This is a genomic window from Microbacterium sp. I2, assembly GCF_051364985.1.
Classification (GTDB): Bacteria; Actinomycetota; Actinomycetes; order Actinomycetales; family Microbacteriaceae; genus Microbacterium.
Map to the genome: position 1 here is coordinate 402,200 of NZ_JBLWIH010000001.1, position 26,624 is coordinate 428,823.

27 protein-coding genes are annotated in these 26,624 nt (G+C 68.7%); 7 read left to right on the forward strand and 20 right to left on the reverse strand.

Annotated features, from left to right (window positions below):
* The first annotated feature begins 1 nt into the window (after position 1).
* Complete coding sequence (locus tag ACLKM7_RS01840; protein ID WP_436445308.1) at positions 2-1,378, forward strand: NADP-dependent succinic semialdehyde dehydrogenase; 1,377 nt, start codon at positions 2-4, stop codon at positions 1,376-1,378.
* A gap of 38 nt (positions 1,379-1,416) precedes the next feature.
* On the opposite strand, the gene ACLKM7_RS01845 is transcribed toward ACLKM7_RS01840, so the two are convergent.
* The 14 genes from ACLKM7_RS01845 to ACLKM7_RS01910 all read right to left on the reverse strand — a co-directional run bounded on the left by ACLKM7_RS01845 (position 1,417) and on the right by ACLKM7_RS01910 (position 15,226).
* Positions 1,417-2,049, reverse strand: a complete 633-nt coding sequence (locus ACLKM7_RS01845; protein ID WP_436445309.1) for a helix-turn-helix domain-containing protein — start codon at positions 2,047-2,049, stop codon at positions 1,417-1,419.
* 16 nt (positions 2,050-2,065) lie between these two features.
* Positions 2,066-2,734, reverse strand: coding sequence for a cupin domain-containing protein (locus ACLKM7_RS01850; RefSeq protein ID WP_436445310.1), 669 nt, complete (start codon positions 2,732-2,734; stop codon positions 2,066-2,068).
* 66 nt (positions 2,735-2,800) lie between these two features.
* Positions 2,801-4,012, reverse strand: a complete 1,212-nt coding sequence (locus ACLKM7_RS01855) for a M24 family metallopeptidase (RefSeq protein WP_436445311.1) — start codon at positions 4,010-4,012, stop codon at positions 2,801-2,803.
* 98 nt (positions 4,013-4,110) lie between these two features.
* The gene (locus ACLKM7_RS01860; RefSeq protein ID WP_436445312.1) at positions 4,111-5,046 is read right to left on the reverse strand and encodes an NAD(P)-dependent oxidoreductase; all 936 of its coding nucleotides are present in this window, start codon (positions 5,044-5,046) and stop codon (positions 4,111-4,113) included.
* Positions 5,047-5,089: 43 nt separating this feature from the next.
* Positions 5,090-5,551 (reverse strand): RidA family protein, encoded by a 462-nt coding sequence (locus ACLKM7_RS01865; RefSeq protein ID WP_436445313.1) that lies wholly within the window; start codon positions 5,549-5,551, stop codon positions 5,090-5,092.
* A gap of 26 nt (positions 5,552-5,577) precedes the next feature.
* Positions 5,578-7,227, reverse strand: coding sequence for an amidohydrolase (locus ACLKM7_RS01870; RefSeq protein ID WP_436445314.1), 1,650 nt, complete (start codon positions 7,225-7,227; stop codon positions 5,578-5,580).
* Positions 7,228-7,240: 13 nt separating this feature from the next.
* A complete protein-coding gene (locus tag ACLKM7_RS01875; protein ID WP_436445315.1) occupies positions 7,241-7,954 on the reverse strand; it encodes an ABC transporter ATP-binding protein in 714 nt (237 codons plus the stop codon).
* Positions 7,951-8,754, reverse strand: coding sequence for an ABC transporter ATP-binding protein (locus tag ACLKM7_RS01880; protein ID WP_436445316.1), 804 nt, complete (start codon positions 8,752-8,754; stop codon positions 7,951-7,953). The genes ACLKM7_RS01875 and ACLKM7_RS01880 overlap by 4 nt, the downstream gene beginning before the upstream one ends.
* On the reverse strand, positions 8,751-10,052 hold the full coding sequence (locus tag ACLKM7_RS01885) for an ABC transporter substrate-binding protein (RefSeq protein WP_436445317.1): 1,302 nt from the start codon (positions 10,050-10,052) through the stop codon (positions 8,751-8,753). Before ACLKM7_RS01885 ends, ACLKM7_RS01880 begins: the two co-directional genes overlap by 4 nt.
* Entirely contained in the window at positions 10,049-11,134 is a 1,086-nt protein-coding gene (locus ACLKM7_RS01890) for a branched-chain amino acid ABC transporter permease (protein ID WP_436445318.1), read from the reverse strand. The genes ACLKM7_RS01885 and ACLKM7_RS01890 overlap by 4 nt, the downstream gene beginning before the upstream one ends.
* Positions 11,134-12,000, reverse strand: coding sequence for a branched-chain amino acid ABC transporter permease (locus tag ACLKM7_RS01895; RefSeq protein WP_436445319.1), 867 nt, complete (start codon positions 11,998-12,000; stop codon positions 11,134-11,136). Before ACLKM7_RS01895 ends, ACLKM7_RS01890 begins: the two co-directional genes overlap by 1 nt.
* Before the next feature lie 196 nt (positions 12,001-12,196).
* Complete coding sequence (locus tag ACLKM7_RS01900) at positions 12,197-13,585, reverse strand: M24 family metallopeptidase (protein ID WP_436445320.1); 1,389 nt, start codon at positions 13,583-13,585, stop codon at positions 12,197-12,199.
* Positions 13,586-13,628: 43 nt separating this feature from the next.
* On the reverse strand, positions 13,629-14,336 hold the full coding sequence (locus ACLKM7_RS01905) for an SDR family NAD(P)-dependent oxidoreductase (protein ID WP_436445322.1): 708 nt from the start codon (positions 14,334-14,336) through the stop codon (positions 13,629-13,631).
* Positions 14,333-15,226 (reverse strand): cupin domain-containing protein, encoded by an 894-nt coding sequence (locus ACLKM7_RS01910; protein ID WP_436445323.1) that lies wholly within the window; start codon positions 15,224-15,226, stop codon positions 14,333-14,335. Before ACLKM7_RS01910 ends, ACLKM7_RS01905 begins: the two co-directional genes overlap by 4 nt.
* A gap of 325 nt (positions 15,227-15,551) precedes the next feature.
* On the opposite strand from ACLKM7_RS01910, the gene ACLKM7_RS01915 reads away from it, so the two are divergent.
* Positions 15,552-16,979: an amidohydrolase family protein gene (locus ACLKM7_RS01915; RefSeq protein WP_436445324.1), complete on the forward strand. Its 1,428-nt coding sequence runs from the start codon at positions 15,552-15,554 to the stop codon at positions 16,977-16,979.
* 1 nt (position 16,980) lies between these two features.
* Positions 16,981-17,367 carry a RidA family protein gene (locus ACLKM7_RS01920; RefSeq protein WP_436445325.1) on the forward strand — a complete coding sequence of 129 codons (387 nt, stop codon included), beginning with the start codon at positions 16,981-16,983 and terminating at the stop codon, positions 17,365-17,367.
* Between the two features lie 28 nt (positions 17,368-17,395).
* Here the strand turns inward: ACLKM7_RS01920 and rlmB are convergent, their stop codons facing one another.
* Together rlmB and cysS are read right to left on the reverse strand one after the other, a co-directional pair.
* A complete protein-coding gene (gene rlmB, locus ACLKM7_RS01925) occupies positions 17,396-18,388 on the reverse strand; it encodes a 23S rRNA (guanosine(2251)-2'-O)-methyltransferase RlmB (protein WP_436445326.1) in 993 nt (330 codons plus the stop codon).
* Entirely contained in the window at positions 18,385-19,896 is a 1,512-nt protein-coding gene (gene cysS, locus ACLKM7_RS01930; RefSeq protein ID WP_436445327.1) for a cysteine--tRNA ligase, read from the reverse strand. The genes rlmB and cysS overlap by 4 nt, the downstream gene beginning before the upstream one ends.
* A 41-nt stretch (positions 19,897-19,937) precedes the next feature.
* On the opposite strand from cysS, the gene ACLKM7_RS01935 reads away from it, so the two are divergent.
* Positions 19,938-20,867, forward strand: coding sequence for a DMT family transporter (locus tag ACLKM7_RS01935; protein ID WP_436445328.1), 930 nt, complete (start codon positions 19,938-19,940; stop codon positions 20,865-20,867).
* A gap of 48 nt (positions 20,868-20,915) precedes the next feature.
* Positions 20,916-21,383: a GNAT family N-acetyltransferase gene (locus tag ACLKM7_RS01940; RefSeq protein ID WP_436445329.1), complete on the forward strand. Its 468-nt coding sequence runs from the start codon at positions 20,916-20,918 to the stop codon at positions 21,381-21,383.
* Between the two features lie 12 nt (positions 21,384-21,395).
* Here the strand turns inward: ACLKM7_RS01940 and ispD are convergent, their stop codons facing one another.
* Together ispD and ACLKM7_RS01950 are read right to left on the reverse strand one after the other, a co-directional pair.
* On the reverse strand, positions 21,396-22,586 hold the full coding sequence (ispD, locus tag ACLKM7_RS01945; protein WP_436445330.1) for a 2-C-methyl-D-erythritol 4-phosphate cytidylyltransferase: 1,191 nt from the start codon (positions 22,584-22,586) through the stop codon (positions 21,396-21,398).
* 44 nt (positions 22,587-22,630) lie between these two features.
* Positions 22,631-23,113 carry a CarD family transcriptional regulator gene (locus tag ACLKM7_RS01950; protein WP_436445331.1) on the reverse strand — a complete coding sequence of 161 codons (483 nt, stop codon included), beginning with the start codon at positions 23,111-23,113 and terminating at the stop codon, positions 22,631-22,633.
* A gap of 156 nt (positions 23,114-23,269) precedes the next feature.
* Here ACLKM7_RS01950 and ACLKM7_RS01955 point away from each other — a divergent pair, with 156 nt between their 5' ends.
* Positions 23,270-23,743 (forward strand): DNA modification methylase, encoded by a 474-nt coding sequence (locus tag ACLKM7_RS01955; protein ID WP_436445332.1) that lies wholly within the window; start codon positions 23,270-23,272, stop codon positions 23,741-23,743.
* Between the two features lie 72 nt (positions 23,744-23,815).
* Here the strand turns inward: ACLKM7_RS01955 and ACLKM7_RS01960 are convergent, their stop codons facing one another.
* Entirely contained in the window at positions 23,816-24,499 is a 684-nt protein-coding gene (locus ACLKM7_RS01960) for a response regulator (RefSeq protein WP_436445333.1), read from the reverse strand.
* On the reverse strand, positions 24,496-25,713 hold the full coding sequence (locus ACLKM7_RS01965) for a sensor histidine kinase (RefSeq protein WP_436445334.1): 1,218 nt from the start codon (positions 25,711-25,713) through the stop codon (positions 24,496-24,498). Before ACLKM7_RS01965 ends, ACLKM7_RS01960 begins: the two co-directional genes overlap by 4 nt.
* Positions 25,714-25,878: 165 nt before the next feature.
* Here ACLKM7_RS01965 and phoU point away from each other — a divergent pair, with 165 nt between their 5' ends.
* On the forward strand, positions 25,879-26,559 hold the full coding sequence (gene phoU / locus ACLKM7_RS01970; RefSeq protein ID WP_436445335.1) for a phosphate signaling complex protein PhoU: 681 nt from the start codon (positions 25,879-25,881) through the stop codon (positions 26,557-26,559).
* The last annotated feature ends 65 nt before the right edge of the window (positions 26,560-26,624 follow it).

Here is a 26,624-nt window from a genome sequence, read left to right on the forward strand (position 1 = left end):
TGTGGCGATCGCATCCATCAACCCGGCGACGGGCGAGATCATCCGTGAGTTCCCGGCCCACACCGCCGACGAAGTGGAAGAGCGCATCGCCTCCGCGCACGCGGCGTTCGGTCGGCTGCAAGAGACCGACTTCGCGACGCGGGCGCGCTGGATGCACGCGGCCGCCGACCTCCTCGAGGAGGACGTCGAGCAGGTGGCGTCGATGATCACCGAGGAGATGGGCAAGCCACTCGTCCAGGCGCGCGCCGAAGCGCGCAAGTCGGCCACGGCCATGCACTTCTACGCCGATCGCGCCGAGGAGTTCCTGTCGGGGCGATCCCTGGATGACCCCTCAGCGGTCAATGCCTCGGCGGCCACCACGCGATATCAGCCGCTCGGTGTCGTGCTCGCCGTGATGCCGTGGAACTACCCGATCTGGCAGGTCGTCCGCTTCGCAGCGCCCGCTCTGATGGCCGGGAACACCGGGCTGCTCAAGCACGCCTCGAACGTGCCGCAGGCCGCGCTCTACCTCGACTCCCTGTTCGAGCGCGGTGGCTTCCCGCCCGGGTCCTTCCGATCACTTCTCATCCCGGCCGCTGCCGTCGAAGGAGTGCTGCGCGATCGGCGGGTCGCCGCCGCGACGCTCACCGGCTCGGAGCCCGCAGGGCGCTCGGTCGCCTCCATCGCCGGCTCCGAGGTCAAGCACGTGGTCCTCGAGCTCGGCGGCTCGGACCCCTTCGTGGTGATGCCCAGCGCGGATCTGGACAGCGCGGTCGCCACCGCGGTCACCTCGCGCACGACCAACAACGGCCAGGCGTGCATCAATGCGAAGCGCTTCATCGTGCACGACGAGATCTACGACGCCTTCGTGGAGCGATTCTCCGCGGCGATGGAAGCGCTGACGGTCGGAGATCCGCTGGACGCGGCGACCGACATCGGGCCTCTCGCGACCGCATCCGGGCGCGACGAGCTGGCCGCACTGGTCGACGACGCGCTGGCCAAGGGTGCGACGGCGCGGGTCGGAGGCAGCACGGCACCGGGGCGCGGCTGGTTCTATCGACCGACCGTGCTGACCGACGTCGACGGGGGCATGCGCCTCTACGCCGAAGAGGCCTTCGGCCCGGTGGCGACCGTGTTCCGCGTCGCCGATACCGAGGAAGCACTCCGCATCGCGAACGACACGACCTTCGGACTGAGCTCGGCGGTGTGGACGCAGGACCCCGCCGAGGAGGAGCTGCTCGTCGCCGGGCTGCAGGCCGGCGCCGTCTTCGTCAACGGGATGTCGATCTCGTACCCCGAACTGCCGTTCGGCGGGATCAAGGACTCCGGTGTCGGCCGCGAGCTCTCGGCCGAGGGCATTCGCGAGTTCTGCAACCTGAAGTCGGTGTGGAAGGCCTGAGGACACGACGGCCGACGGTCGAGCCGCGGCCGGTCAGGTCATCCGTGCGGCAGCGGGTCGTGCGCGTCCCGGTCGCGCACGAACCAGACCGCGCGCACCTCGACATCGCCCTCGTTCCAGAAGCGATGCGGGAGCTGCGAGTCGAAAACGATCGAGTCCCCCACCTCGAGGACGGCCGAGGCGCCGTCGACCTCGACATTCAGCGCGCCCGCGATGACGACCCCGTACTCCCTGCCCAGGTGATGGATGTGCTCGACCGGGGAACGCGTATGCGGGGCGTACACCACCTCGAGGAACTCCGCATCCGACTCCCCCACGGCTGTCAGCCGGCTCCATTGCGGGCCCGAGCTGAGCTTGATGGTGGGATGGTCCGCCACGCGCTGCACGATGCCGGCGGCCACGAGATCGGTGACGCCCTCCGCGCGGGGGGCGACCACAGCCTCCGCCTCGACGGACGGCGCCAGCAGATCGTTCATCGAGACGCCGAGCTCGCTGGCGACCGAATACAGCGCGGGGACGCTGAACGCGCCCAGGCCACGCTCGACCTGCGACACGTGACTCGCCGAGACGCCGATCCGCCGTGCGAGCTCGCGCACGGTGAGACCCGCCGTCGTCCGCGCGGCGCGCACACGGTGTCCGACGAGGTCCCACGGGGTGTCGAGATCGGGCATGGCGGCTCCTGTGCGCTCAGTCTTCCGAGCGCCCGGGGATGCGGCTCATCGCGTCCAGGACGTCGACCGCGCTGCGCATGACATCGGGCCTCTCGTCGGGTGCGGCGTCGCGGCGCCCCTGCCCGGTCACGAACCAGACGCCCTCGGCGACGGCATCCGTGTGATTGAAGAAGAAGTGGGGGCGCATGGAATCGAAGCAGAACGAGTCGCCCACACGGAGCACGTAGCTGTCGAAGTCGATCTTCAATGTGATCTCGCCGCGGATGATGTAGCCGTACTCGACGCCGTCGTGCCGCATGTGCGTGCCGTCGAGCGAGCTGGCCGCGCCGGGGTCGTACGTCACATGGAGCGCATCGACGTCGCCGCCCCCCGAGACCGCCAGTCCCCGCCACGAGACGCCGTTCTCCATCAGGATCTCGGGCGCTGCGTCCCAGCGCTGAACCGGATCGGCCCGCAGACGCCGTCGCGGGCCGCCTTGTGCCGACGGGGTGCCGAGCACCTCGTCGACCGACAGGCCGAGGCAGTTGACGATCGCATAGAGCGTGCTCACCGAGGGCTGAACCTTGCCGGTCTCGACCTGCGACAGGAGGCTCGGCGAAATCGCCGCCTCAGCGGCCGTTGCGCGCAGGCTCAGGCCGCGAGCCATGCGCGCCTGCCTGATCCTCGCACCGAGGTCCTCGGTCATGCCGCTCCCTTCCGATGATCGACACTATCGCCCTGTACCGTCACACTGAACGCGACGCTCCGCACGTCAATCCCGGTACGGGCTCGCGACGAAGAGATCCTGCGCAGGGAACCTCGTGAGCACCTCGATGCCGTAGTCGGTCACGACAACCTCCTCCTCGATGCGCGCGGCCGAGAACCCGTCCGACGCGGGGCAGTACGTCTCCATCGCGAACACCATGCCGGTCTTCAGCTCGACAGGGTCCTTCATCGAGTTCAGGCGCGAGATGATCGGCCGCTCGTGCAGTCCGAGCCCGAGACCGTGTGCGAACTGCAGTCCGAACGCCGCCAGTTCGTTCTCGAAGCCGAAGTCCTCCGCACGTGGCAGCACGGCCGCGACGACGTCGCTGCCCACACCGGGCCTGATCGCGTCCAGTGCGGCATCCATCCATTCCCGTGCCTGCTTGTAGGCGTCGCGCTGACTCTCGGTCGCCCACCCCACACCGAAGGTGCGGTAGTAGCACGTGCGATAGCCGTTGAACGAGTGGATGATGTCGAAGAACGCCTGATCACCCGGGCGCACGATGCGGTCGGTGAAGTTGTGCGGATGCGGGTTGCACCGTTCACCGGAGATCGCGTTGACGGCCTCCACCTGGTCACTGCCGTACTCGTAGAGACGCTTGTTGGCCAGTGCGACGATCTCGTTCTCGCGCACGCCCGGCTTCAGCGCCTCGGCGATGTCCTGATAGACGCCGTCGACCATCGCAGCGGCCTGGTTGAGCAGCATGATCTCATCGACGTTCTTGATCACGCGAGCGTCGAGCATCGCCTGCTGCGCATCTGCGATACGAAGTCCCTGCCGTTGCATCTCGAACAGGAAGGGCGGCTCGATGATGTCGACGCCGACAGGCGCGTCCGCGAGTCCTTCGGCGCGGAGGATCGAGACGATCTCGGCCACCGCGTCCCGCATCAGTCCGGCGCCGTCGGGATCGACCGCGCCCCGGAAGCCGAGGAAACCGGCGCGGTAGTTCTCGTCCGGCACCCAGTCGGAGTAGAGCTTGTGGTGACGCACCGCCGACCCGAAGTCCCACAGGATCGGATCCCGCCCACGCATCAGCAGGGCGTACCGGATCATCTTGTCGCCGAGGGCGCCGCCGATCCACGTCTGGGTCGTGTAACGGATGTTGTAGAAGTCGAACAGCAGGAACGCCCCGCACTCGGATGCCTCGAGGGCGGCCTTCGCGCGGTCGAGCCGGTACGCGCGCAGTCGCTCGAAGTCGACGCGGTGCTCGTAGTCCACCGCATTCTGGCCCGGCGCTCCGAGCGGACGCACGCCGGGCGGGCGGGAGACGGGACGCTCGAAACGCCCGCTCCTCGAGTGCCCATGTCCTGCCCCCATCAGGAGTCCCCGAGACCGTCGGTGACCTCGGCGTTCTCCGATGCGATGTCCAGCCCGGAACCGTGCGCGATCGTCAGGATCAGCGACGCGAAGTCCTGGTCGACGTTGCCGTTGCCGACCTCCTGTGCCACGAGATTCCGCGTCACGCTCGCGAGCGGCATGACGACGCCCAGCTCCTTGGCCGCCGCGAGCCCGAGGTCGAAGTCCTTCTGCAGCAGCACGTTCGTGAACGTCGGGGTGAAGTCGAGGTTCACCAGCGCCGGCGTCTTGTACTGCGTGAAGACCGACCCCATGACGGAGTCGTTCAGGAACGCGAGGAAGGCCTCACGCGTGACGCCGGCCTTCTCGGCGAGCACCGTGATCTCTGCGAGCGACTGGATGACGATGCCGAGGAAGACGTTGTGCGCGATCTTGACGACGCGCGCGAGCTCCGCCTCGCCCACATACGTCACCCCGCGCCCCCACGTGCGCAGCAGCGGCTCGACCTCGTCGTAGGCCAGCCGGGGGCCGGATGCGGCGACGGTGAGCTTGCCCGCGGCGATGACCTTCGGGTTGCCCGAGACCGGTGTGGCGAGAAACCCCACGCTGCGCCCCTCCGCCGCCGACCGCACCGTCTCGGAGGCTTCGACCGACACGGTCGACGCATCCCCGATGATCCGCGGTGCGCGCGACGGGTCGCTCAAGAGCCCGTCCGCACCGAGCATCACGGTCTCGAGGTCGTTCGACGCGGACACCATGCTGAACACGATGTCGCGGTCGGCGAGGTCGGCGGGACGGTCGACGATCGTGGCGCCGAACTCCGTGAGCGGCTCGGCCTTGGCCCGTGTGCGGTTGTACACCGCCACCTGGTATCCGGCGTCGAGCAGGCGCTTGGCCAGCTGGAAGCCCATCCGTCCCGTGCCGATCCATCCCACCGTGGGCTTGGCGTCCGTCATGAGCGTCTCCTTCTTGTGTCAGGGATGAGAGCGAGGATGCCGTCTATGCCGGCGCGGCGGCGACGACGTGGAACTCGAATCGCAGGCGGCGGTCCGTCGCCAGGCGGGTGACCTGAACGGTCGTGCTGGTGGGGATGTGGCCTCCGAACCACTCCGCCTGGTGAGCGTTCACGACATCCTGGTCGGCCTCGACATCGGTGAAGAAGCGGATCATGTTCACCACGTCGTGTCGCCGGCAGCCGGCCGCGGTCAACGCCTGGTCCAGATGCTCGAACGCGTTGCGAACCTGCCCGGCAGCATCCGTCGGCATCGAATCGAAGACCTCGGGCACGTGAGGGTGGTCGTGGTAGACGGGCGCCCCGGTCACGCCGCTGATGAAGACCAGGCGCGCGTTGGACACCGTGCGGATCGCCGGCACGAACGGACTCACGATGGAATCGTCGAAGCCTTCGTGGTGGATGATGTCGGCGTTCCCGACGCGGCGGGGTGCGGGGATCTGGCTCATGCTGGTCGTTCCTCTCGTCCGGCGGCTCAGCCGCCGAGCCCTCCCGCGTCGTGGGTGACGCGGCCGTTCACGATGGTCAGTTCGCTGAGGATGTCGCGGAGGTCGTCGTCCGCGCACGCGAACGGATCCCGGTCTGGTACGCACAGGTCGGCGTCGTATCCGGGCACGATTCGCCCACGGTGCCCCTGTTCGCCGGTGAACCATGCGGCGTCTCGCGTGTAGGTCGCGATCGCGGCCGACCGCGACAGCCGGTGCGCAGCCGCGCGCTCACCTCGGCCGTTCAGCGTGCCGCCCGTCACCAGCCACCAGATCGAAGCCCACGGCGAGAACCAGTTCGCGCGCGTCGCGTCGGTGCCGCCACCGATCGGGATCCCGAGATCGCGCATGTCGCCGATGGGGGGCGCCGAGGCCGTCGCCTCTGCTCCCCATGCCGAGACGTAGTCGCCGCCCTTGAGCAGCAGGCGGTTCTGCACCAGGATGCCGGCGCCGAGCCGCGCGACGCGCTCCAGGCTCGCACGCGATGCCTCGTCGGCGTGAACGATCGACCAGCCACGTCCGGCGACGAGGCCCGTCTCGTTCTCGACGCGCTCCCACGCATCCAGGATCCGTCGGAGAGTGGCCTCGAGCACTGCGTGGACGCTCATCCGCCATCCCCTCGTCGCGCACAGCCGAACCACGTCGACCAGTTCGGCGAAGGCGCCGTCCTCGATGTCGAAGGGCTCGAAGCCCTCCATGTCGTGGCAGCCGAGGTGAGGGATCTCGCCGATGCCCGCCACTCGCAGCATGGCGTCACCCATGTCCGGCTGCAGGAAGGTGGTCATGGCCTCGACATCGGCGACCTCACCACCGCGGGTCCAGGCCGAGTGGAAGAGCCGCGCGCGGACGTCCAGTCCGCCCTTCCGCCACACGGCGTACAGCGGGTCGTAGTCGCGTGGAGTGACGAGGAGCCCTCCCCCGTCGACGAAGCCGGTGAGGCCGTGCCGCGCGAAGACGGAGCACATCGCTCGCACACCGGCCTCGGACTCGGGTGCGTCCACGCGCAGCGCGAGCGCGAGCGGCACCGCGAACGCACCGACTCCGCGAATCTCACCGGTGAGCGAACCGGATGCGTCGCGCACGAGAGTCCCGCGAGCGGGGTCGGTCGAGTCGTCGTCGAAGCCACAGGCCCGCAGGCCCGCCGAGTTCAGGATGCCGCGGTCGTACAGCTCCTGGACGTAGACGGGATTGTCGGGGGCCGCCGCATCGAGCTCGGCGCGGGTAGGCGTCCGGTCCTCGGTCAGCTGAGACGAATGCCATCCGCCGACCACCGACACCCATGCGCCGGGTCCGCGGTCTCTGGCGTCCTCGCGAACCCGGACGAGCGCCTCGGCGATGGAGCGGACATCTTCCCAGTGCATCGTACGAGTCCACGAGACACCGCCCCGTACGGCGTGGACATGGGAGTCGTTGAGGCCGGGCAGCACGCGGCGGCCACCCAGATCGATCGTGCGCGCGCTGAGAGGTCGCAACGGCGCCAGGTCGTCGTCGGATCCTACGGCGATGATGCGCCCACCCGCGACGGCGACGGACTGCGCCTCAGCGGCGCCCTCATCGGGATCCGCGAACGTCGTCACGCGTCCGTGATGCAGCAGCAGATCCACCAAGGGAACAGTCCGCTGCGCGGCGTCGGTGTGCACGTCGTCCTCCGCCTCAGATGCTCAGGTGCTTCTCGAGCACGCGGCCGTCGGCGCGCAGCTCTGCAGGAGAACCCGACCACGCGATGGTGCCCGAGTCGTCGATCACGATGACATGCTCCGCGATGTCCAGCGCGAGGTCGACGTTCTGCTCGGCGATCAGGATCGACAGGCCGGAGCTGCGCAAGCCCGCGAGACGGTCCTGGATGACGTCGAGCACGCTGGGGGCCAGGCCCTCGCTCGGTTCGTCCATGATGAGAAGCGTCGGATTCGTCATGAGGGCTCGGCCGATCGCGAGCATCTGCTGCTCGCCTCCCGACAGTGACCGCGCCATCGAGCCGGAGCGCTCTGCGAGGCGCGGAAAGAACTCGAACACGCGCTCGACGGTCCACGTCTCGCCGCGCGAGGGCTTCGACCGCCGGACGACGGTGAGATTCTCCAGCGTCGTGAGGGAGCCGAACACGCGACGTCCCTGAGGGACGATGGCGATTCCGGCTCTCGAGATCAGATGAGTCGGCTTGCGGGTGATGTCCACGCCGTCGTACTCGATGGTGCCGTGCTGCACGGTCGGCGGCCGAAGACCGCAGATCGTGCGCACCAGCGTCGTCTTGCCCATCCCGTTGCGGCCCAGCAACGCCACGGACTGACCGTCGTCGATCGCGAAGTCCACGCCGTGCAGCACGCCCGCGGTCGCGTATCCCGCGTGCAGTCCCTTGACCTGAAGAGTCACTTCTTGTCGCGCCTTCCCAGATAGATCTCCTTCACCGTCGGATGGTCGCGGACCTCGTCCGGGGTGCCGGTGACGACGTGCTTGCCGTTCTCCATGCACATGACGCGATCGGTGAGGCCGAGAGCGAGGGTCATGTCGTGCTCGATCAGGAGGATCGGGAGCGTGCGAGGGAGCTCCTCGATGAGGCGGCGGAGGGTGGCGCGCTCCATGGCGCTCAGACCGGCGGCGGGCTCGTCGAGCAGCAGGATGGTGGGGCGGCTCACGAGCGCCATCGCGATCTCGAGCTGGCGCTGCTCGCCGTGGGAGAGGTCCGCGACCGTGTCGTCGCGGCGTGCGTGAAGCCCGACCGACTCCAGCATCATGGTCGACTCCTGGGTCACCTCGTCACGCCGGCCCTGCACGCGCCAGAACACCCGCGCCTTCGAGGATCCGCCGCGCGCTGCGACACGGACGTTGTCGAGAACGGTCATCTCGCGGAAGAGATTGGAGACCTGGAATGTGCGGCCGACGCCCAGGCGGGCTCGGCGTGCCGTCGACAGCTTGGTGACATCGCGCCCGAACAGCTCGATGGTGCCGGCCGTGGGACCGACGTCGCCCGCGATCATCTTGAACAGCGTGGTCTTTCCGGCACCATTCGGCCCGATGACCCCCATCCGCTCGCCCGGGGCTAGATCGAGCGAGATGTCGTCGACCGCCTGCACGCCGCCGTACCGCTTGCCGAGGCCCGCGACGACGAGCGCGGGGGCTGGGGCCCCGGACCCTGCCGGGTCCGGGGCCTTCGCCGTCGTCGCTTCTGTCACTCGAGCCCCTGGAAGGTCTGCGAGTACGTCGGCTGCGCGAGCGCCTCCTCGGGCGTGCGCCCGAGCCACTGGTCGACGTCCTCGAAGGTGGCGATCGGAACGTTGTACAGATTCCCGTCGTCCAGCTTCTCGACCTCGCGGATGTAGACCGGGCCGACCGTGTTGTTGTACTCGTCCCACTGGACGCGGCCGAAGATGCTGTCCTCGAAGGTGTACTCGGTGATCGCCGACACCAGCTCCTCGCCCGTCACCAGGCCGTTCTCCTCCAGCACCGAGGCCACGAGCGACGCCGTGATGTAGCCGCCGGCCACGTAGGCGCCCGGAACCTTGCCGTCCGAGAACTCCTTGTAGGCCTCGATGAACTCGGCGACGACCTCGCTGTCACGTCCCTCCGCCCAGTAGCTGATCGACTTCAGGCCGATGATCGAGTCGCCCATCGTGCGCAGCGTCCCCTGGTCGGCGGCGCAGCAGTTCACGAGGAGCTTGTCCATGTCGAGCCCGAGGCCGAGGTAGGCGTTGAGGAAGTTCGGACCGGGTGCGCCACCCGCCGTCGCGACGTACACGACATCGGCATCAGCCGCCTGGATCTGCGACGCATATGTCGAGAAGTCGGTCGTGGAGTTCGGGAACCAGATCTGCTCCACGACCTCGCCGCCGTTCTCGACGAAGCCCTGCACGAATCCTGCGCACGACTCCCAGCCGAATGCGTAGTCGGCGCACAGGGTGACCGCCGTGTCGAAGCCGCCCTCGGTGGCCGCCCACTCGCCGCCGGGGTAGTTCGCCTGCGATCCGCCCATCGATCCGGTGCGAACGGTGAGGTCGTTGGCGTTGCGCTGTGTCAGATCGTCGGATGCCGCCACCGGGTGGAGGTTCGGCACCCCGACGCTTGCCGTGTACTCGGCGACGGCGAGCGCGGTGTTGGCGATCAGGGGGCCGACGATCACGTCGACCTCGTCCTGCTCGACCAGCTTGCGGGCCTTCGTGAGCGAGGTCTCGGGGTTGCCCGCATCGTCCTCGACGATGGTCTCGATCGTGACGCCGTTCACTTCATTGCCTTGCGTCTCCCAGTAGAGGTTCCAGCCGTCCACCATCTCCTGCCCGGCGACGGCGAAGTTGCCCGTCGTCGGCGAGATGTAGCCCACCTTGAGGGCTCCGGTCTCACCGGCAGGCGCGGAGGCGTCCCCCGACGGCTCGGCGGCTCCGGGCGGTGCGCAGGCCGACAGGGCGAGCGCCGCGGCGGCGGCGATTCCTGCGGCGGCCACGGCTCGGCGGCGCAGGAAGGTCGACGTTGACTTCATGACAGATCCTCTCGACGTGCTTGCTGTGTGTGTGATGCATCGGACCCGGGTGGTTCCGGTGGTGGCCCTCCGTCACCCGGTGGTGCGGAGGGGGGATGCCTGCGAAGGCGATTGACGAGTTTGCGCGTGCTCCCGGCGATGCCGGCCCGCGCGAAGAGGATGACGAGGATGAAGATGAGCCCCAGGACCGTCGGCCAGCGGTCGACATAGCTCGACAGCACGGTCTCGACCAGAACGACGACGGCGGCGCCGATGAGCGGCCCGAGGAGCGTGCCGATACCGCCGAGGATCACCATGACGATGAGGTGGACGGAGCGGTCGACGCCCGCCGACGACGGGCTCACGAAATGCGTGTGCCACACCGACAGAAGTCCCGCCAGGCCCGCCACCGTGCCCGAGATCATGAAGGCGCTCAGCTTGTACGAGGCGACGCTGTAGCCCAGGCTCCGCATGCGGCTCTCACTGTCGCGGACGCCGCGCAGACTGGCGCCGAACGGAGAGTTGCCGACCACCCAGAGCGCCGCGGTCAGCACGACGAAGGCACCCAGCACCACGTAGTAGAACATCCAGTACGACGCCATCCACTCAGGACGCTGGATGCCCGAGATCCCGTTCTCTCCGCCGGTGACCGTCGACAGCCGGAAGGCCAGGCCGTAGATGAGCATTCCGACGGCCAGCGTCACCATGAGGAAGTAGATGCCGTTGGTCCGCATCGACAGCAGGCCGTAGACGAGCGAGACGAAGAGGGTGAGGCCGAGCGCGAAGACGACCTGCATTCCGGGATCGAACCCCTGCCGGGAGGCCCAGCCCGCGCCGTAGGCTGCCGCCGCGGCGATTCCGGCGTGACCGAGCGACACCATGCCGCCCTGACCGGCCAGGAAGTTGACGCTGGAGGCCAGTGTCGCTGCGATGAGGATGGTCGAGGTCAGCGAGACCGCGAATCCCGAGACGCCCAGGTAGGGCAAGGCGATGGCGAGGACCAGCAGTGCGCCCAGCAGCACGAGGTTGATCGTCATGGTCCGGGAGTCGCGCGGGATGCCGAACGTCCGGACCGTCTTGGTCTCGACGATGCGGTTGCTCATCAGGCTGCCTTTCCGAACAGGCCGGTGGGGCGCAGCACCAGCACGAGCGCCATCGGCAGGAAGATCGTGAAGTAGGCGAGCTCGGGTATCCACGCCTTCGCGAAGGCGTCGATGAGCCCGATGAGGACGCTGCCGATGGCGGCGCCGGGGATGCTGCCGAGGCCGCCGATGATGATGACGACGAGCGCGTACAGCAGGACTTCGTTCTGAACACCCGGAAGGATGCTCTGCACGCCCGCTCCGATCGTGCCGCCTATGGCGGCGAGGGCGGCTCCGACGACGAACATGCCGGTGAACACCCACTTGATGTTGATGCCCATCGCGGTGATGATCTCGCGGTCGTCCACGCCGGCCCGCACGATCGCACCGACACGCGTCTTGTACTGCACGAGAGCGAGCGCCAGCCCGATGACCACCGCGACGGCGATCACGAAGATGCGGTACCAGGGATAGATGAACTCGCCGATCATCAGGGCGCCGGGGATCTTCACCGAGGCCGGCAGATTCTGCGGGTCACCGCCGAAGACGGCGAGGCAGAGATCGGCGATCACGAACGAGACGCCGATGGTCAGGAGGACTTCGGGCATCTCCTGGCCACGCACGAACCGGAGCAGCACGACCTCGACGATGAAGGCGGTTCCCGCGACCACGATGATCGCGACGATCACGGCGAGCAGCAGATTGCCGGTCAGCGTTGCGATCACGACGCCGATGTATCCGCCCAGCATGTAGAACGCGCCGTGCGCCATGTTGACGATGCGCATGAGACCGAAGACGAGCGTCAGACCGCTCGCGAGCAGAAAGAGGAGAGCGCCGAAGCTCAATCCGTTGAGCACCTGTTGTGCCAGGAAGACGGGTTCGAACACCGATGTATCGGACCTTCCACGTCGTCGGGGAGTGCCTGCGGGATCGCTGGTGCCCCCAGTGAACCAATGCTTCTCAGGTCTGTCAAGTGTCACTGCACAATCGATAAATTGTGAGTGCACAGTGCAGGTGACGAACGATCAGTGCGTGCGCACACCACGCGTAGAAGCGGGGCCGGAACAACCGGCCCCGCCCCGCTCAGACTTGAGACTCGCCCCGGCCCTCAGGAGTGTTCAGGTGGGACTGCGAGTCGCGAATGCCGGGAAGCGCGCCGTTCACGGTGAAGTACCGGCCACCGCCCGCCACGAGCAGGGTCTCCGCGGGGAACTTGGTGATGACCTCGCAGCCGTCGGCGGTGACGACGACCTCCTCCTCGATGCGGGCGGCGCCCCATCCGTCGGAGGCCGGCCAGTACGTCTCGAGCGCGAAGACCATCCCCTCCTCGAGCACCTCCGGGTGCTCGAGCGAGGTGAGCCGGGAGAAGATCGGCTTCTCCCAGATGGACAGACCCACCCCGTGCCCGTACTGCAGCGCGAAGGCGGCCTCCTCGTCCGGGAATCCGAACTCCTCGGCCTTGGGCCACAGGCTCACTATGTCAGCGGTCGTCGCGCCGGGCCGCACGGCGGCGATCGCGACATCCATGTACTCCCTCGCCCGCGTATACGCGTCGACCTGCGCCGGGCTGGCCGAACCGACGGCGAACGTGCGGTAGTAGCACGTGCGATAGCCGTTGAACGAGTGGAGGATGTCGAAGAACGCCGGGTCTCCCGGCCGCACGGCGCGGTCGGAGTACACGTGCGGGTGCGGCGCGCAGCGCTCCCCGGAGATGGCGTTGACGCCTTCGACGTACTCCGAACCCTGGTCGTACAGCGACTTCGCGACCAGGCCCACGGCCTGGTTCTCGCGCACGCCCGGGCGCAGGAACTCGTACAGCTGGTCGTACGCGGCGTCGACCATCGACGCCGCCGTGGTGAGGAGCGTGATCTCATCGGGTGTCTTGATCCGCCGTGCCTCCATGAAGACCTGCTGGCCGTCGGCGACGTCGATCCCCTCCTTCTGAAGCGCGAACAGGATCGGCAGCTCGATCACGTCCACGCCGAGGGGCTCGCCGAGCAGCCCGAACCGCTCGAGCTCACGCCGGATCTTGCGCGCCACCTCCTCCGCGATGCCGGCTCCCGGCGGGAAGGCGCCGCGGAGAGTGGAGATCCCCGCTCGCGCACCAGACTCCAGGCGCGGCCGCTTCGCACCATGATGCGGTGCATGAGGATCGGCATCCGCCTCCATGTGGGTCTCGTGCAGCCACGGATTCAGCAGATCATGGTGCTTGGCAGCAGAGCCGAAGTCCCAGACGATCGGGTCGGTCTTGCGCGTCACGAGGCAGAAGCGGATGAGCTTGTCCATCGCCCACGTGCCGATGTGCGTCGCCGACGCGTACCGGATGTTGCCGAAGTCGAACGCGAGCACGGCGCCCAGCGACGAACGCTCCAGTTCGGCGTGCAAGCGCGCCAGGCGCTCGTCGCGCAGCCGCTCGAAATCGACGCGGGCCTCCCAGTCGACGCCCATCGTGCCGCGTGTGGCGATGCTCATGATCCGCTCCTTCTCGTGTGGGGTCCCGTCGTCGTCCGGCCGATCATGTGATGCGCCAGCCGCGGTCCACATTCAGACTGTGAGCCGAGACGCCCCGGTTGAACAGCAGGAACCGGACGGCGTCGACGACGTCGGCCATGGTGGCCAGGGTGCCGCCCGGCGTACGGCTCTCGTACCCGGCGAGCACCCCGTCCGGCTTGCCGGCCCAGAACGGGCTGTCCCCGATGATTCCGGGGTGCAGCGAGTTCACGCGGATCGGCGCGAGCTCATGGGCGAGGGTGTTCATGAGCCCGTCCACGCCGCCGTTGATGGTCGACACCGTGGTCGACCCGGGGTACGGAGCATCCTTCGCGCGACCGCCGAACAGCACGATCCCCGTCTCGACGCTCGGCGTCAGTCGATCCAGCAGCGTGTGCACCGTCTCGGTGTAGCCGATGAGCTTGAGGGTGATGAGCCGCCGGGCGCGGGTGATGTCGTAGTCGCGGATGGTGTTGGCGTCCCGTTCGATCGCCGCCATGACGACGCCGTCGAGGGCGGGGACGCCCCGCAGCTGGTCCGCGATGCCCTCCGGCTCGGAGACGTCCAGCGCCATGCCCGTCGCGTTCGCACCCAGTCCCGCGGCGACCTCGTCGGCCGTCTCGCGGCTCCGGCTGGTCACGATCACGCGATCGCCTCCGGCCACCAGATCCTTGGCCAGCTCGAGCCCGATGCCCGATGATCCGCCGGCGACGAGTATCGTCCGTCCGCTCACAGTTCCTCCTCCAGTCGTTCCTCCAGGTACTGCCAGTCCCGTGCGAAGCGATACGCGTGGCGCGGGGGCATCTGGGGCGCCTGCGTCTCGAGCCAGCGCACCGGTGCACCGGTGGCGGCGAACGAGTGCTCGCAGCCCACACCCGCCCACGCGATGTCGCCTGTCTCGAGGAGGAACTCCTCACCGTCGAACGTCGCCGCCACCTGCCCCTCCGTGATCAGGTACGCCTCTTCGAGGGGATGGTCGTGCGTGCCGGCCTTGCCATCGGGCTCGTACTGCACCATGAACATCGTTCCGAGCGTCGCGCCGAGGTCCGAGTCGACCATCATCTTGAGCGTGATCCCGCTGTAGACGAGCAGCGCGGTGCGCATACTCGCCGAGACCGCGAGCAGCTCCTGCGACTGCCGGCCGGGATTCATGTGGTCGGCCGTGATGTTGCCGAACGAACGCGTGCGCGGATCTCGCGGGTCGACGGCGATGGGCGGGACGTCGGGAAGGTCCGCCACGCGGTAGGTGTCCGAGCCGTGTCGGGCACGGGCGGGAGGCGTGAACAGGTCCGACCACGCTGCCCGGTGCCCACCGACCGCCCGCCAGGCGTGGGGCACGCCGATGGGTATCACGCCGTAGTCGCCGGCGACCAGGTGGACCGTGGCTTCCGGCGTGGCGAGGATCACCTCGCCTTCGAGGATGTGGAAGCTCTCCTCGAACGAATGCACGTGCGTCGGAATGCGACCGCCGCTGTCCAACCGCGTGATGCCGAAGTCCGTGTGCGCGGCACCGTCCTCTTCGCCGACGGCCCGCCAACGGGTCGCGCCCTCGGCGCCCGGCGCGAGCGCCCCCGGGTCGGTGTACTCGGCCTCTCGTGCCCGTCGGACGACGAACCGCGCCATGCGCTGCCTCCTTGCATCGGCCTTCACGGCGCGCCTTCGCACCGCGGTGTGACACAGAGACGACGGGAGCAGCCCGCGGAATCACTGTTCAGTCACACTGAACCCATGTAAACGCCCGTACGCAGCGGTTGTCAAGCGTCGACGGCCCTTCTCATTCGCGAAGGTGAGCGATTTCTGCCTCTACCCATATGCGGATGAATGCGTCATGCTGGTGCCGTTGCGACGTTCGTCGTCACTGCACAGCTGCTTAACACCGCATGACCGAACGACCCCGGCCCGCATCGCACCTCATCTGGCTCAGCCCGCTGATCGAAGGAGATCACCGATGACAGATTCACCGTCCCCGCGCGACGGCCAGCCGATCGTGTTCCGCAACGGGATCGTCCTCACGATGGATGATTCCCGCACCGTGCTGCCTCGCGGCGACGTGCTCGTCAAAGACGGCAGGATCGCCGAGGTCGGCGTCGAGGTGACGGCGCCGGACGACGCCTTCGAGATCGATGCCGGCGGCGGCATCGTGATGCCCGGCATGGTGGACACGCACCGGCACATGTGGCAGACGGCGATGCGCGCGTACGGCGCGGACTGGACGTTGACGCAGTACTTCGTCTGGTACTACCTGCAGCACGGGGCGAAGTTCCGCCCTCAGGACTACGCCGCCGGCAATCTGATCTCCGCGCTGGACGCCATCGAGTCGGGAGTGACGACGAGTGTCGACTGGTCGCACGGTCTGCGCACCGTCGAGCACGGCGAAGCCGCGTTCGACGCTCTCGTGTCCTCACCGGGGCGCTTCGTCTTCGCCTACGGCAACATCCACCAGTCGCCGTGGGAATGGACGGCCGACCCCGCCGTGCGGGCGCTCCTGGAGAAGTCACGAGACGATTCGCGGATGTTCGGCACGCAGATCGCGTTCGATGTCCCCAATCAGAACGAGGAATTCCCCGAGCTCGCGGCCTACCGCGCCGCCAAGGATCTGGGACTGCGCGTGACGACCCATGCCGGAGTGTGGGGGGCTACGAATGACTGGGGCATCCGGAACGCATACGATGCGGGCGTCATGGAGGAGGGCTTCACCTACGTCCATGCCGCCTCGCTCTCCGCCGAGTCGTACCAGAAGATCGCCGCGACAGGCGGCAACGTGTCGCTCGCCACCGAGTCGGAGGACACGTGCGGACAGGGATACCCTCCCCTTCACCACCTTCGGCGCTACGGCATCCCGGCCTCGCTCTCGGTGGACACGAGCGTGTGGTTCAGCGCCGACCTCTTCTCCGCCATGCGCGCGACGGTCAACGCCGACCGTGCTCTCGAGCACTTCCTCGCCCACCAGCTGGAACCGGCCGAGACGGTCACCCACGTGAAGCTGCGCGCGCAGGAGGTCGTGGAGATGGCGACGAGGGGCGGAGCCAAGGCGATCGGCAAGGACCACCTCATCGGCTCGCTCGAAGCCGGCAAGCTCGCCGACGTCGTGCTGCTCAAGAACGAGCACTCCCCCACGTGGGCGCCGCTGATCAATCCCTGGGGTCAGGTGGTCTATCAGGCGCAGCGCGGCGACGTGCACACCGTGCTGGTCGGCGGCGAGGTCGTCAAGCGCGAGGGCCGTGTGGTCGCCGGAGACCTGGAAGGGGTCCGCGCGAAGCTCGATGAGACGGTGGCCTACCTGGAACGCGAAGTGGGCGACGACTGGAAGGCGGGACAGTTCCCCGACATCCCCGAGCCGGAGGTGCTCTACAACCCCTACCAGTACAAGGACTGACGTGGCTGCCGACAGGCTCGTCCGCAACCCGGCGCCGGTGTTCCCGGGAATCTCCGACAGCGTTCGCGTCGCATCCGGAGATCTGCTGTTCGTGTCCGGAGCCGTCGGCTACGAGGACGACGGGTCCGCCCCCGACGACTTCGAGCGGGCGGTCGAGCTCACTTATGCGCAGCTGCGCCGGGCACTCCATGCGGGCGGGGCGACCTTCACTGACCTCGTCCGCGTGAACGTCTACATCGTCGGGCTCGACGAGCAGCGCCTCGCGGTCTGGCGCTCGGCGCGGGACCGCATCGTCGGCACGCAAGAGCTGCCGGCGAGCACGCTCATCGGCGTGCAATCCCTGGTGGGCGGCGCCCAGATCGAGGTGGACGCGATCGCAGCGGTCTAGCGTGGCAGCCGCCGGGTGGCGGCATCGATCAGTTCCCGCCCTGAGCCCGGGTCGTGGCCACCTGATAAAGGGCGACGGATGCCGCGATCCCGGCGTTGAGCGACTCGGTGGAGGCCGAGATCGGGATCGACACGACCTGGTCGCACGTCTCGGTCACCAGTCTCGACAGGCCTTTGCCCTCCGAGCCGACGACGATCACGACGGGACGGTCGGCGAGCTCGAGCGCCGGAAGCGAGACGTCCCCGCCGCCGTCGAGACCGAGGACGAAGACGCCCTGCTTCTTGAACTCCTTGAGCATCGACGTGAGGTTCGCGGCGATCGCGACAGGGATGCGCGCGGCCGCGCCGGCGCTGGTCTTCCACGCCGCCGAGTTGACGCTGGCCGACCGGCGCTGCGGGAGGATCACGCCCTGCCCGCCGAAGGCCGCCGTGGATCGGATGATTGCCCCGAGGTTGCGCGGATCGGTCACGCCGTCCAGCGCGACCAGCAGCGGCGTCTGGCCGCGATCGATGATCTGCTCCAGGAGGTCCTGCGGGTGTGCGTACTCGTACGGCGGCACCTTGAGTGCCACACCCTGGTGCACACCGTCGAAGCCCGCCATCCGATCCAGCTCAGGGCGCGTGACCTCGAGCACGGGGATCTCGCGGTGGGTCGCGATCGACAGCATCTCCTTGACACGGTCGTCCATCTCGACGCGCTGGGCGATGTAGAACGCGATCGCCGGGATCTTGGCGCGCAGCGCCTCGAGCACCGAGTTGCGTCCGGTGACGGTCTCTGTGTCGTCGTCCTTCTTCGCCGGACGCGACGAACGCGACGACGACGTACCCGGTGCGCCCTTTCCACCGGCTGCGGCGTAGCGCTCGGCAGCGGCCTTGCGCTTGCCCGCCGGGTGCCACGCGCGATCCTCGGCCTTCGGGGTCGGTCCACGACCCTCGAGCGAGCGCTTGTTCTTGCCGCCGGTGCCCTTCGTGGGCCCCTTCTTCTTGCCCCTGCTCGCGCCGGGGCGTCCTGCCTTGTTCATGAGTTCTCCTTCATGGGCGGACGCTCACCGGACAGCGTCCAGTGAGTCCCGTCCGCCGTGTCTTCGAGGGCGATGCCGGCCGCCGCGATCGCGTCGCGGATGCGGTCGGCCGTCGCCCAGTCCTTCGCAGCGCGCGCGTCGGCGCGCTGCGTGATCATGGTCTGCACGAGAGCGTCCAGAGCGGATGCCTCGGCTGAGGCATCCGTCGACGCCCACTGCGGGTCGAGGGGGTCGATCCCGAGGATGCCCGCCATCACAGCGACCTCCGAGAAGGCTCGCAGTGCCGCATCCCGGTCGCCGGTGTCCAAGGCGGTGTTGCCGTCACGCACGGTCTCGTGCAGCACGGCGAGCGCCTGCGGCACGCCGAGGTCGTCGTCGAGCGCGGCTGCGAACCGGGCCGGGACCTCGGCTGTGCCCCCGCGCCCGGAGGCTCGCGACGCCGCGCCAGCGGCGCCGGGAGGGGGCGTGGGGACGACGTGGACGTCGGTCTCGTCCTCGCGCAGCGTGCGGAGCGCGCGCTCGAGGAAGCTCCGGATCCGGTCGACAGCCGCCTCCGCCTCGTCGAACGACGAGTCAGTCACGTCCAGGCTCGACCGGTAATGGGCGGCCGCGAGCGCGTAGCGCACCACCAGCGGATCGCGCTCGCGAAGCACGTCCTCGGCCAGCACGAAGTTGAACAGCGACTTCGACATCTTCTGAGACCCGACAGTGACCAGGCCGTTGTGCACCCAGTACCGTGCGAAACTGTCGCCCGCTGCCGTCGACTGCGCGAGCTCGTTCTCGTGGTGAGGGAATCGCAGATCGAGGCCGCCGCCGTGGATGTCGAACTCGGGGCCCAGGTAGCGCCGCGACATCGCCGAGCACTCGATGTGCCATCCCGGCCGCCCAGCGCCCCACGGCGAATCCCACGACGCGGACGCGGGTTCCTCGCGCTTCGCGCCCTTCCACAGGGCGAAGTCCCGCGGGTCGCGCTTGCCACGAGGATCGGCGTCGGCCGCCGGCTCCATCGCGTCCAGACTCTGCCGGGTCAGCTCCCCGTAGTCACGCCAGGACCGCACGTCGAAGTACACGTCGCCCGCGGCATCCGAACCCTCCGGTGCGGCGTAGGCGTGGCCCGCCGCGATGAGCCGCTCGATGAGCTCCTGCATCTGCGGGATCGATGCCGTGGCGCGGGGCTCGTAGGTCGGCGGCAGGATGCCGATCGCGGTGTAGGCGCGCGTGAAGGCGAGCTCCATGCGGTAGGCCAGGGCCCACCACGGCTCGCCGTCGGTGGCATTGGCGAGCACCTTGTCGTCGATGTCGGTCACGTTGCGCACGAACGTGACACGGCCGAAGCGGTGCGTCAGCCAGCGACGCAGGATGTCGAAGCTCAGCGCGCCCCGGAGGTGGCCGATGTGAGGCGCGGACTGCACCGTCGGCCCGCACACGTAGATCGTGACGTTTCCGGGGTCGAGTGGCACGAAGTCGCGCAGGACCTGCGCCTTGGTGTCATACAGCTGAACCGTCACCGCACCAGCCTACCGGCCGAGTATCCGCTAGAAATGGGAGCGTGCACGTGCTCGCCGTCCTCGCCGCCGCCGTGCTGTTCGGCACCACCGGCACGTCCCAGGCTCTGGGCCCCGACGGCACGACACCGCTGTCGATCGGCGTGATGAGGATGGTGATCGGGGGCACCGGGCTCGCCGTCTTCGCGTTCGCTCTCGCCGCCCGCCACGCCCGCAGACGCCCCGCCGAAGCGACCCGTCCGCGACCGGGTCTCCGTCCGATCGCGCTCATGGTGCTCACCGGTGTCTGCCTTGCGGTGTACCAGCCGCTGTTCTTCCTCGGGACGGCCCGTAACGGCGTCGCGGTCGGCACCGTCGTCGCACTGGGCTCCGCTCCGATCCTCGCCGGGCTGCTGGAATGGGCGCTCACGCGCCGGATGCCGTCACCGACGTGGATGGGCGCCACCGCCCTCGCCACGATCGGCGTCGTGCTCCTCGGATTCGGGGGCGATGCCGAAGGCGCCGGAGGCACCGATGCGGTCGGGCTGCTCGGGTCGGTCGGCGCCGGAGCGTCGTTCGCCGTCATCGCCAACGCGCAGCGACGCCTGCTCGACGAAGGCTGGGATCCGTTCACCGTCGTGGGCGGCATGGGGGCGAGCTCCGCGGCGCTGAGCGCGCTGGCGCTGCCGTTCGTCGATCTCGCGTGGCTCGGCACGACCCGAGGCCTCGTGATGGCACTGTGGCTGGGCCTTGCCACCATCGCCATCGCGTACGTGATGTTCACGTGGGGGCTCAGCGGCCTCACCGCGGCGACCGCCGCAACGCTCACACTCGGCGAGCCGCTCACCGCGAGCGTGCTCGGGATCGCCGTGCTCGGCGAACGGCTCTCGATGCTCGCGATCGTGGGGCTCATCGTGCTCGCGGCCGGCCTCGCGCTGCTCGCATGGGGTTCGCGCAGCCCGCGCGACCCCGCACCCTACGCCGTCGAGGCCTGAGGGGCGCGAAACATCGCGGCAACGCGGGGGTGGCACACTGGGCGCGTTATGCAGCGCACTATCGAGATCCGCACCGACGACCTCTCCGGCGACGAGACGAGGCGCCTGGTCGCCTTCCACCTCGCCGGCATGCACGACACCTCGCCCCCAGAGAGCGTGCACGCCCTCGACATCGACGCTCTGCGGGATCCGTCCGTCTCCATCTGGTCGGCGTGGATCGAGGGCGAGATCGCCGGCATCGGCGCACTGAAGACGCTCGATGAGGCACGCGGCGAGGTGAAGTCGATGCGGGTGAGCGACCGGTTCCGGGGCTCCGGAGTCGGGCGAGCGCTGGTGCGGCACATCATGGCGGCCGCCCGCGAACGGGGCATGACCAGCCTCTGGCTCGAGACCGGCACGACGGCGGACTTCCTCGCCGCCCAGCGACTGTACGAGGGCGAGGGGTTCACGACCTGCGGTCCGTTCGCGGACTACGCGCTCGACCCGTTCTCGGTGTTCATGACGCGCGAACTCTGACCGCAGCGCGCGTCACGCCGGGACGACGACGGCGACCGCGAACGCCGCGACGCCTTCGCCGCGGCCGGTGAAGCCGAGGCCGTCGGTCGTCGTCGCCGAGATCGACACCGCAGCACCCCCGAGCGCCGCTGACAGCGCGCGCTCCGCCTCGCCACGGCGAGCGGCGAACCGCGGACGATTCGCCTGCACCTGCACGGACACGTTCCCGACGCTCCAGCCGGCTTCGCTGAGCAGCGTCACCGTCCTGCCCAGGAAGACGTCGGCGTGGGCCCCGGCGTACTCGGGGTGGTCGGTGCCGAAATGCGTCCCGATGTCGCCGAGGCCGGCAGCGGCCAGCAGTGCATCGACGATCGCGTGGGCGACGGCATCCCCGTCCGAATGACCCGACAGAGCCAGCTCGCCGGGCCAGTGCAGGCCCGCGAGCCACAGGTCGCCGCTGCCCCCGAACGCATGCACATCCGTTCCCATGCCCACACGAGGCAGGGCCGCGACGACGCGACCCGCCACGGGAAGGGGCGCCACGAGATGGCGCGCACGGTCGAGGTCGGCGGCGGTCGTGATCTTGAAGGCGAGCGGATGCCCCTGCACGGCGACGACGGCATGCCCGGCCGTGGCGACCAGCGCGGCGTCGTCGGTGAAATCCTCGGTGGCGGCAGCATATGCCCGGTCGAGAACATCTCGCCGGAATCCCTGCGGCGTCTGCGCCGCCGACAGCTCGGAGCGGTCCACGGCGGCCACGATCTCGTCGCCGGCCACGCGCTTGAGGGTGTCGATCACCGGAAGAACGGGGATCGCCCCCACGGCACCTTCTTCGATGGCTGCGATGACTCGCTCGAAGACCTCGGGCGGCGTGAGCGCGCGCGCCGCGTCGTGCACGAGGACGATATCGAGCCCGGGAGGCAGGGCCGCAAGCCCTGCAGCGACCGACTGCTGACGCGTGGCGCCGCCGGCGACGACAGAGACGATGCCGGCCAGTTCACCCGCCGCCGCGCGCACGTCGGCCAGCGCCTCGTCTTCACGACCGGGGGGCGCGACGACGACCATATGCGCGCGAGGCGCGGCGAAGACACCGCTCAACGCATGGCGCAGGATGCTCCGGTCATCGATCGCGACGAACGCCTTGGGCCCACCCGCACCGAGGCGGGTGCCGGATCCGGCCGCGACGACGACGACACCGACGCGCGACACGGAAGGCAGGCTCACACGTCCACGCTACCGGCGTGGTGTGAGTGCGAGCGACGGCCGGGTCAGGAAGCGAGCACCTCGTCGAGGATCACGCTGGCCTGCTCCTCGTCGGTCTTCTCTGCGAGCGCGAGCTCGGAGATCAGGATCTGCTTCGCCTTGGCCAGCATGCGCTTCTCGCCCGCCGACAGGCCGCGGTCCTGGTCGCGGCGCCAGAGGTCGCGCACGACCTCGCTCACCTTGATGACATCACCGGAGGCGAGCTTCTCGAGGTTGGCCTTGTATCGGCGCGACCAGTTGGTCGGCTCCTCCGTGAAAGGAGCGCGCAGCACCTCGAAGACCTTGTCGAGGCCATCCTTGCCGATGACATCGCGGACGCCGACGAGGTCGACGTTCTCAGCGGGGACCTCGATGATCAGGTCGCCCTGCGTGACGTTGAGCTTCAGGTACTTCTTCGTCTCGCCCTTGATGATTCGGTCTTTGACCTCGATGATCGTTGCCGCGCCGTGGTGGGGGTAAACGACCGTCTCGCCAACCTCAAAAAGCATGGAGTTATGTCCTTTCGGCAACCTCCAGGATACCACAGGAGAAATACGCTAAGGTTCTCCGCCCCAGGGCTGAGACCGCCCGCGGAGCCGTTCACCACGCCGCCGACGGCGTGCCCATAGAATGCATGGGAACCGTCATCCGTCCCGGGAGGATCTGTGTACTCGCGCCCCATCGCGTCGCTCGCCATCGGAGCCGCGCTCGTCCTCACTGCTACCGGATGCAGCATGATCTCGCCGCAGGCGACCACGATCGAATACTCCGGCGCCGAGGGCACGAACGTCTACGGCGCCGGCCCGGTCGAGGTCCGCAACGCGCAGATCGTCGCCACCGAGGACGGCTCGGAGGGCAACTTCGTCGCCGCCCTCGTCAACGACACCGAGGAATCGCAGACGCTGAACATCGAGTTCCGCGGCGCGGAGTCCGAGATCACCCTGTCGGTCCGCGTGCCCGCGAACACGACGGTGAGCCTCGGCACCGAAGACGAGGACCCGATCCTGCTGGAAGACCTCGACACCTTGCCGGGTCAGGACATCGACGGGTACTTCCAGTCCGGCGACGCCGAGGGCGTGCTGGTCTCGGTGCCCGTGCTCGATGGCAGCCTGAACTACCTCGCGCCGCTGACCCCCTGATCTGCCCGCGGGACAGGCCCGCCCCGCACACGGGCTGCGCGCCGTCCGAAGACGGCGCGCAGCCCGTGTGCGTCAGCCTTCGAAGCGGTAGCCCAGCCCGCGAACGGTGACCAGCATCTCCGGCGAGCTGGGGTTCTGCTCGATGCGCGAGCGGATGCGCTTGATGTGCACGTCGAGCGTCTTGGTGTCGCCGAAGTAGTCGCTCCCCCACACCCGGTCGATCAGCTGCCCGCGCGTGAGCACTCTGCCGGCGTTGCGCATGAGCACCTCGAGCAGTTCGAATTCCTTGAGGGGCATGTTGATCTCGGCGCCTTCGACGGCCACCGTGTGGCGGTCGATGTCGAGCACGACACGTCCGCCCTCCAGCACGCGGTCTTCGAGATCGGTCTCGAGCTGCGCGAACCGCCGCAGAACGGCCCGCATGCGCGCCAGCAGCTCCCGCGCCGAGTACGGCTTGGTGACGTAGTCGTCGGCACCGAGCTCGAGCCCCACCACGATGTCGACCTCCGAGTCCTTCGCCGTCAGCATGATGATCGGCACGGCCGACGTCGTGCGGATCTGCCGGCATACCTCGGTTCCGGGCATCCCGGGCAGCATGAGGTCGAGCAGGACGATGTCGGCGCCGCGCTCGCGGAACGCCGTGAGCGCGGCGGGGCCGTCCTCAGCGATCTCGACGTCGTACCCTTCGCGCCGCAGCAGGTAGGCGAGCGGGTCCGAGAGGTCGGGTTCGTCTTCGACGATCAGAACGCGGGTCATGCAGGGTCTCCGTTCGTGGAAAGCGGGCGTGCGGTCGCACCGGCGGTCGATCGTTTCTTCCTGCGACTCCGCTTGGGCGAGGAATCGGCGGCAGGCGCCTCGATCTGGGGCAGGCGGATGGTGAAGGTCGAGCCGCGGCCCGGACGGGACCACAGCCGCACTTCGCCGCCGTGGCGCTGCACTGCGTGCTTGACGATCGACAGGCCCAGACCGCTCCCGCCGGTGCGACGGGCCCGTGCCGGGTCGGCACGGTAGAAGCGCTCGAACACCCGGTCCTGGTCGCCCTCGGCGATGCCGATGCCGCGGTCGGTCACGGCGATCTCGACGATGCCGTCCGCGGCTTTCACACCGATTCCCACGCTCGAACCGCGTGGCGAGTAGGCGATGGCGTTCGCGATCAGATTGCCGACCGCCTCGCTGAGCACCTGCGCATCGCCGCGAACGTACACGCCGCGGGCCCCGCCGCGCACCACCTCGACCCCGGCCGAATCCGCCTGGATGGCGTGGGCGTCCAGCGCGGAGGCGACGACCTCGTCGACCGACACGTCCTGCTGGGTCAGCTCGTCCGAGGCCTGCAGTCGCGAGAGGTTCATGATGCGCGACGTGAGCAGCGCAAGACGGGATGCCTCGGCCGACAGCCGTGCGGCGAAGATGCGCACCTGCGGCGGATCGTCGGCGGCCGACTCGATCGCCTCGGCGAGCAGACTGACGGCACCGACCGGCGTCTTCAGCTCGTGGCTGGTGTTGGCGACGAAGTCACGTCGCATCTCTTCGACACGCTCGCGCTCGGTGATGTCGCGCAGCACGAGGAGGGTGAGCCGCGGCGAGATCCGGCTCGCGCGCACCACGACCAGGCGCGGCTCGGCCGGCGGCGCGCCGCGACGCAGCCGCAGGGTCTCGGTCGCGGTCGTGTCGCTGTTGCGCATGCCACGCGCGACCGCACGCAGCTCGTCCGAGGGCAGCACCCTGCCCTCGATCAGCTCGAACGGCACGGCCGCGGCCGACGCCGCGAGCACCGTCGACGAGGCGTCCACCACGACGGCCGCGTCGTCCATGCCGTGCAGCACTTCGCGGACGCCGTCGGGGATGTCCAGCGAGGTCTCGGCCCGCGCGCGATCACGTGCGCGCAGCGAGACGACGATGACCGCCGAGATCGAAGCCCCGATGACGATGCCCGCCAGGAGGGCCAGCAGCGCGAGCTGCGTGGTGTGCATGCCAACAGCGTATGCGTACGGCGGGCGGCCTCCCGTCCGGGCGCCGGAGTGCGGCGAGGGGCGCCGACTACTATTCACCGCGGCGGCACCATCCGTTAACCTTCGCTGACGAGAATCGCCGGGGCGCGGAGCAGATGCGTGCCCGGAATCAGAAAGGTGCGTCGCATGCGCGAAGTGTTCCACCAGTCGCTCGAGGACGTCCAGGGACGTCTCGTCGAGATCGCCGAGCTCGTGACGGTGGCGATCGACAAGGCGACGCGGGCCTTCGGCACGAGCGATGTCGCGCTCGCCGAGGAGGTCATCGAGGCCGACGCCGTCATCGACGAGAAGGCGATCGCGCTCGACGAGCTCGCCATCGAGATCCTCGCCCGCCAGCAGCCGGTCGCACGCGACCTGCGCATCGTCGTGAGCGCACTGCGCATGAGCGCGTCGCTGGAGCGCATGGGTGACATCGCCGAGCACATCGCGCAGCTGACCCGCATGCGCTTCCCCGAGCGCGCGATCCCCAAGGGCCTGAAGTCCACGTTCCTCAAGATGGGCGAGCTCGACGTCGAAGCAGCCCGCCAGCTCGCCGAGCTGCTGCGAACGCAGGACGGCGACTTGATCGACGAGATCCGCAACGCCGACGACAAGCTCGACGAGCTGCACGTCTCGGTGTTCGAGAAGGTGCTGAGCGACAGCTGGCAGGGCGAGGCCGCCGCGACGGTCGACGCGACTCTCGCCAGTCGTTACCACGAGCGCTTCGGCGACCACGCCGTGTCGGTTGCTAAGAAGGTCGCCTACCTCTCGACGGGAGACTGGACCACGTCGACCGACGCGATCGACATCGTCACGCCGCAGGGGTAGGCCCGCAGCATGAGATGAGCGGATGCCCAGGGAAGGGGCATCCGCTCATTCTGTCTTCTGCAACG

Bases quoted from the DNA above. Each gene is read 5' to 3' on its own strand.
- ACLKM7_RS01960 (WP_436445333.1), bottom strand. From the start codon at position 24,499: ATGACCCGCGTTCTGATCGTCGAAGACGAACCCGACCTCTCGGACCCG.
- ACLKM7_RS01965 (WP_436445334.1), bottom strand. From the start codon at position 25,713: ATGCACACCACGCAGCTCGCGCTGCTGGCCCTCCTGGCGGGCATCGTC.
- ACLKM7_RS01865 (WP_436445313.1), bottom strand. From the start codon at position 5,551: ATGAGCCAGATCCCCGCACCCCGCCGCGTCGGGAACGCCGACATCATC.
- ACLKM7_RS01900 (WP_436445320.1), bottom strand. From the start codon at position 13,585: ATGAGCATCGCCACACGCGGCACGATGGGCGTCGACTGGGAGGCCCGC.
- ACLKM7_RS01845 (WP_436445309.1), bottom strand. From the start codon at position 2,049: ATGCCCGATCTCGACACCCCGTGGGACCTCGTCGGACACCGTGTGCGC.
- ACLKM7_RS01950 (WP_436445331.1), bottom strand. From the start codon at position 23,113: ATGCTTTTTGAGGTTGGCGAGACGGTCGTTTACCCCCACCACGGCGCG.
- ACLKM7_RS01915 (WP_436445324.1), top strand. From the start codon at position 15,552: ATGACAGATTCACCGTCCCCGCGCGACGGCCAGCCGATCGTGTTCCGC.
- phoU (WP_436445335.1), top strand. From the start codon at position 25,879: ATGCGCGAAGTGTTCCACCAGTCGCTCGAGGACGTCCAGGGACGTCTC.
- ACLKM7_RS01910 (WP_436445323.1), bottom strand. From the start codon at position 15,226: ATGGCGCGGTTCGTCGTCCGACGGGCACGAGAGGCCGAGTACACCGAC.
- ACLKM7_RS01850 (WP_436445310.1), bottom strand. From the start codon at position 2,734: ATGACCGAGGACCTCGGTGCGAGGATCAGGCAGGCGCGCATGGCTCGC.
- ACLKM7_RS01940 (WP_436445329.1), top strand. From the start codon at position 20,916: ATGCAGCGCACTATCGAGATCCGCACCGACGACCTCTCCGGCGACGAG.
- ACLKM7_RS01890 (WP_436445318.1), bottom strand. From the start codon at position 11,134: ATGAGCAACCGCATCGTCGAGACCAAGACGGTCCGGACGTTCGGCATC.
- rlmB (WP_436445326.1), bottom strand. From the start codon at position 18,388: ATGAACAAGGCAGGACGCCCCGGCGCGAGCAGGGGCAAGAAGAAGGGG.
- ACLKM7_RS01885 (WP_436445317.1), bottom strand. From the start codon at position 10,052: ATGAAGTCAACGTCGACCTTCCTGCGCCGCCGAGCCGTGGCCGCCGCA.
- ACLKM7_RS01860 (WP_436445312.1), bottom strand. From the start codon at position 5,046: ATGACGGACGCCAAGCCCACGGTGGGATGGATCGGCACGGGACGGATG.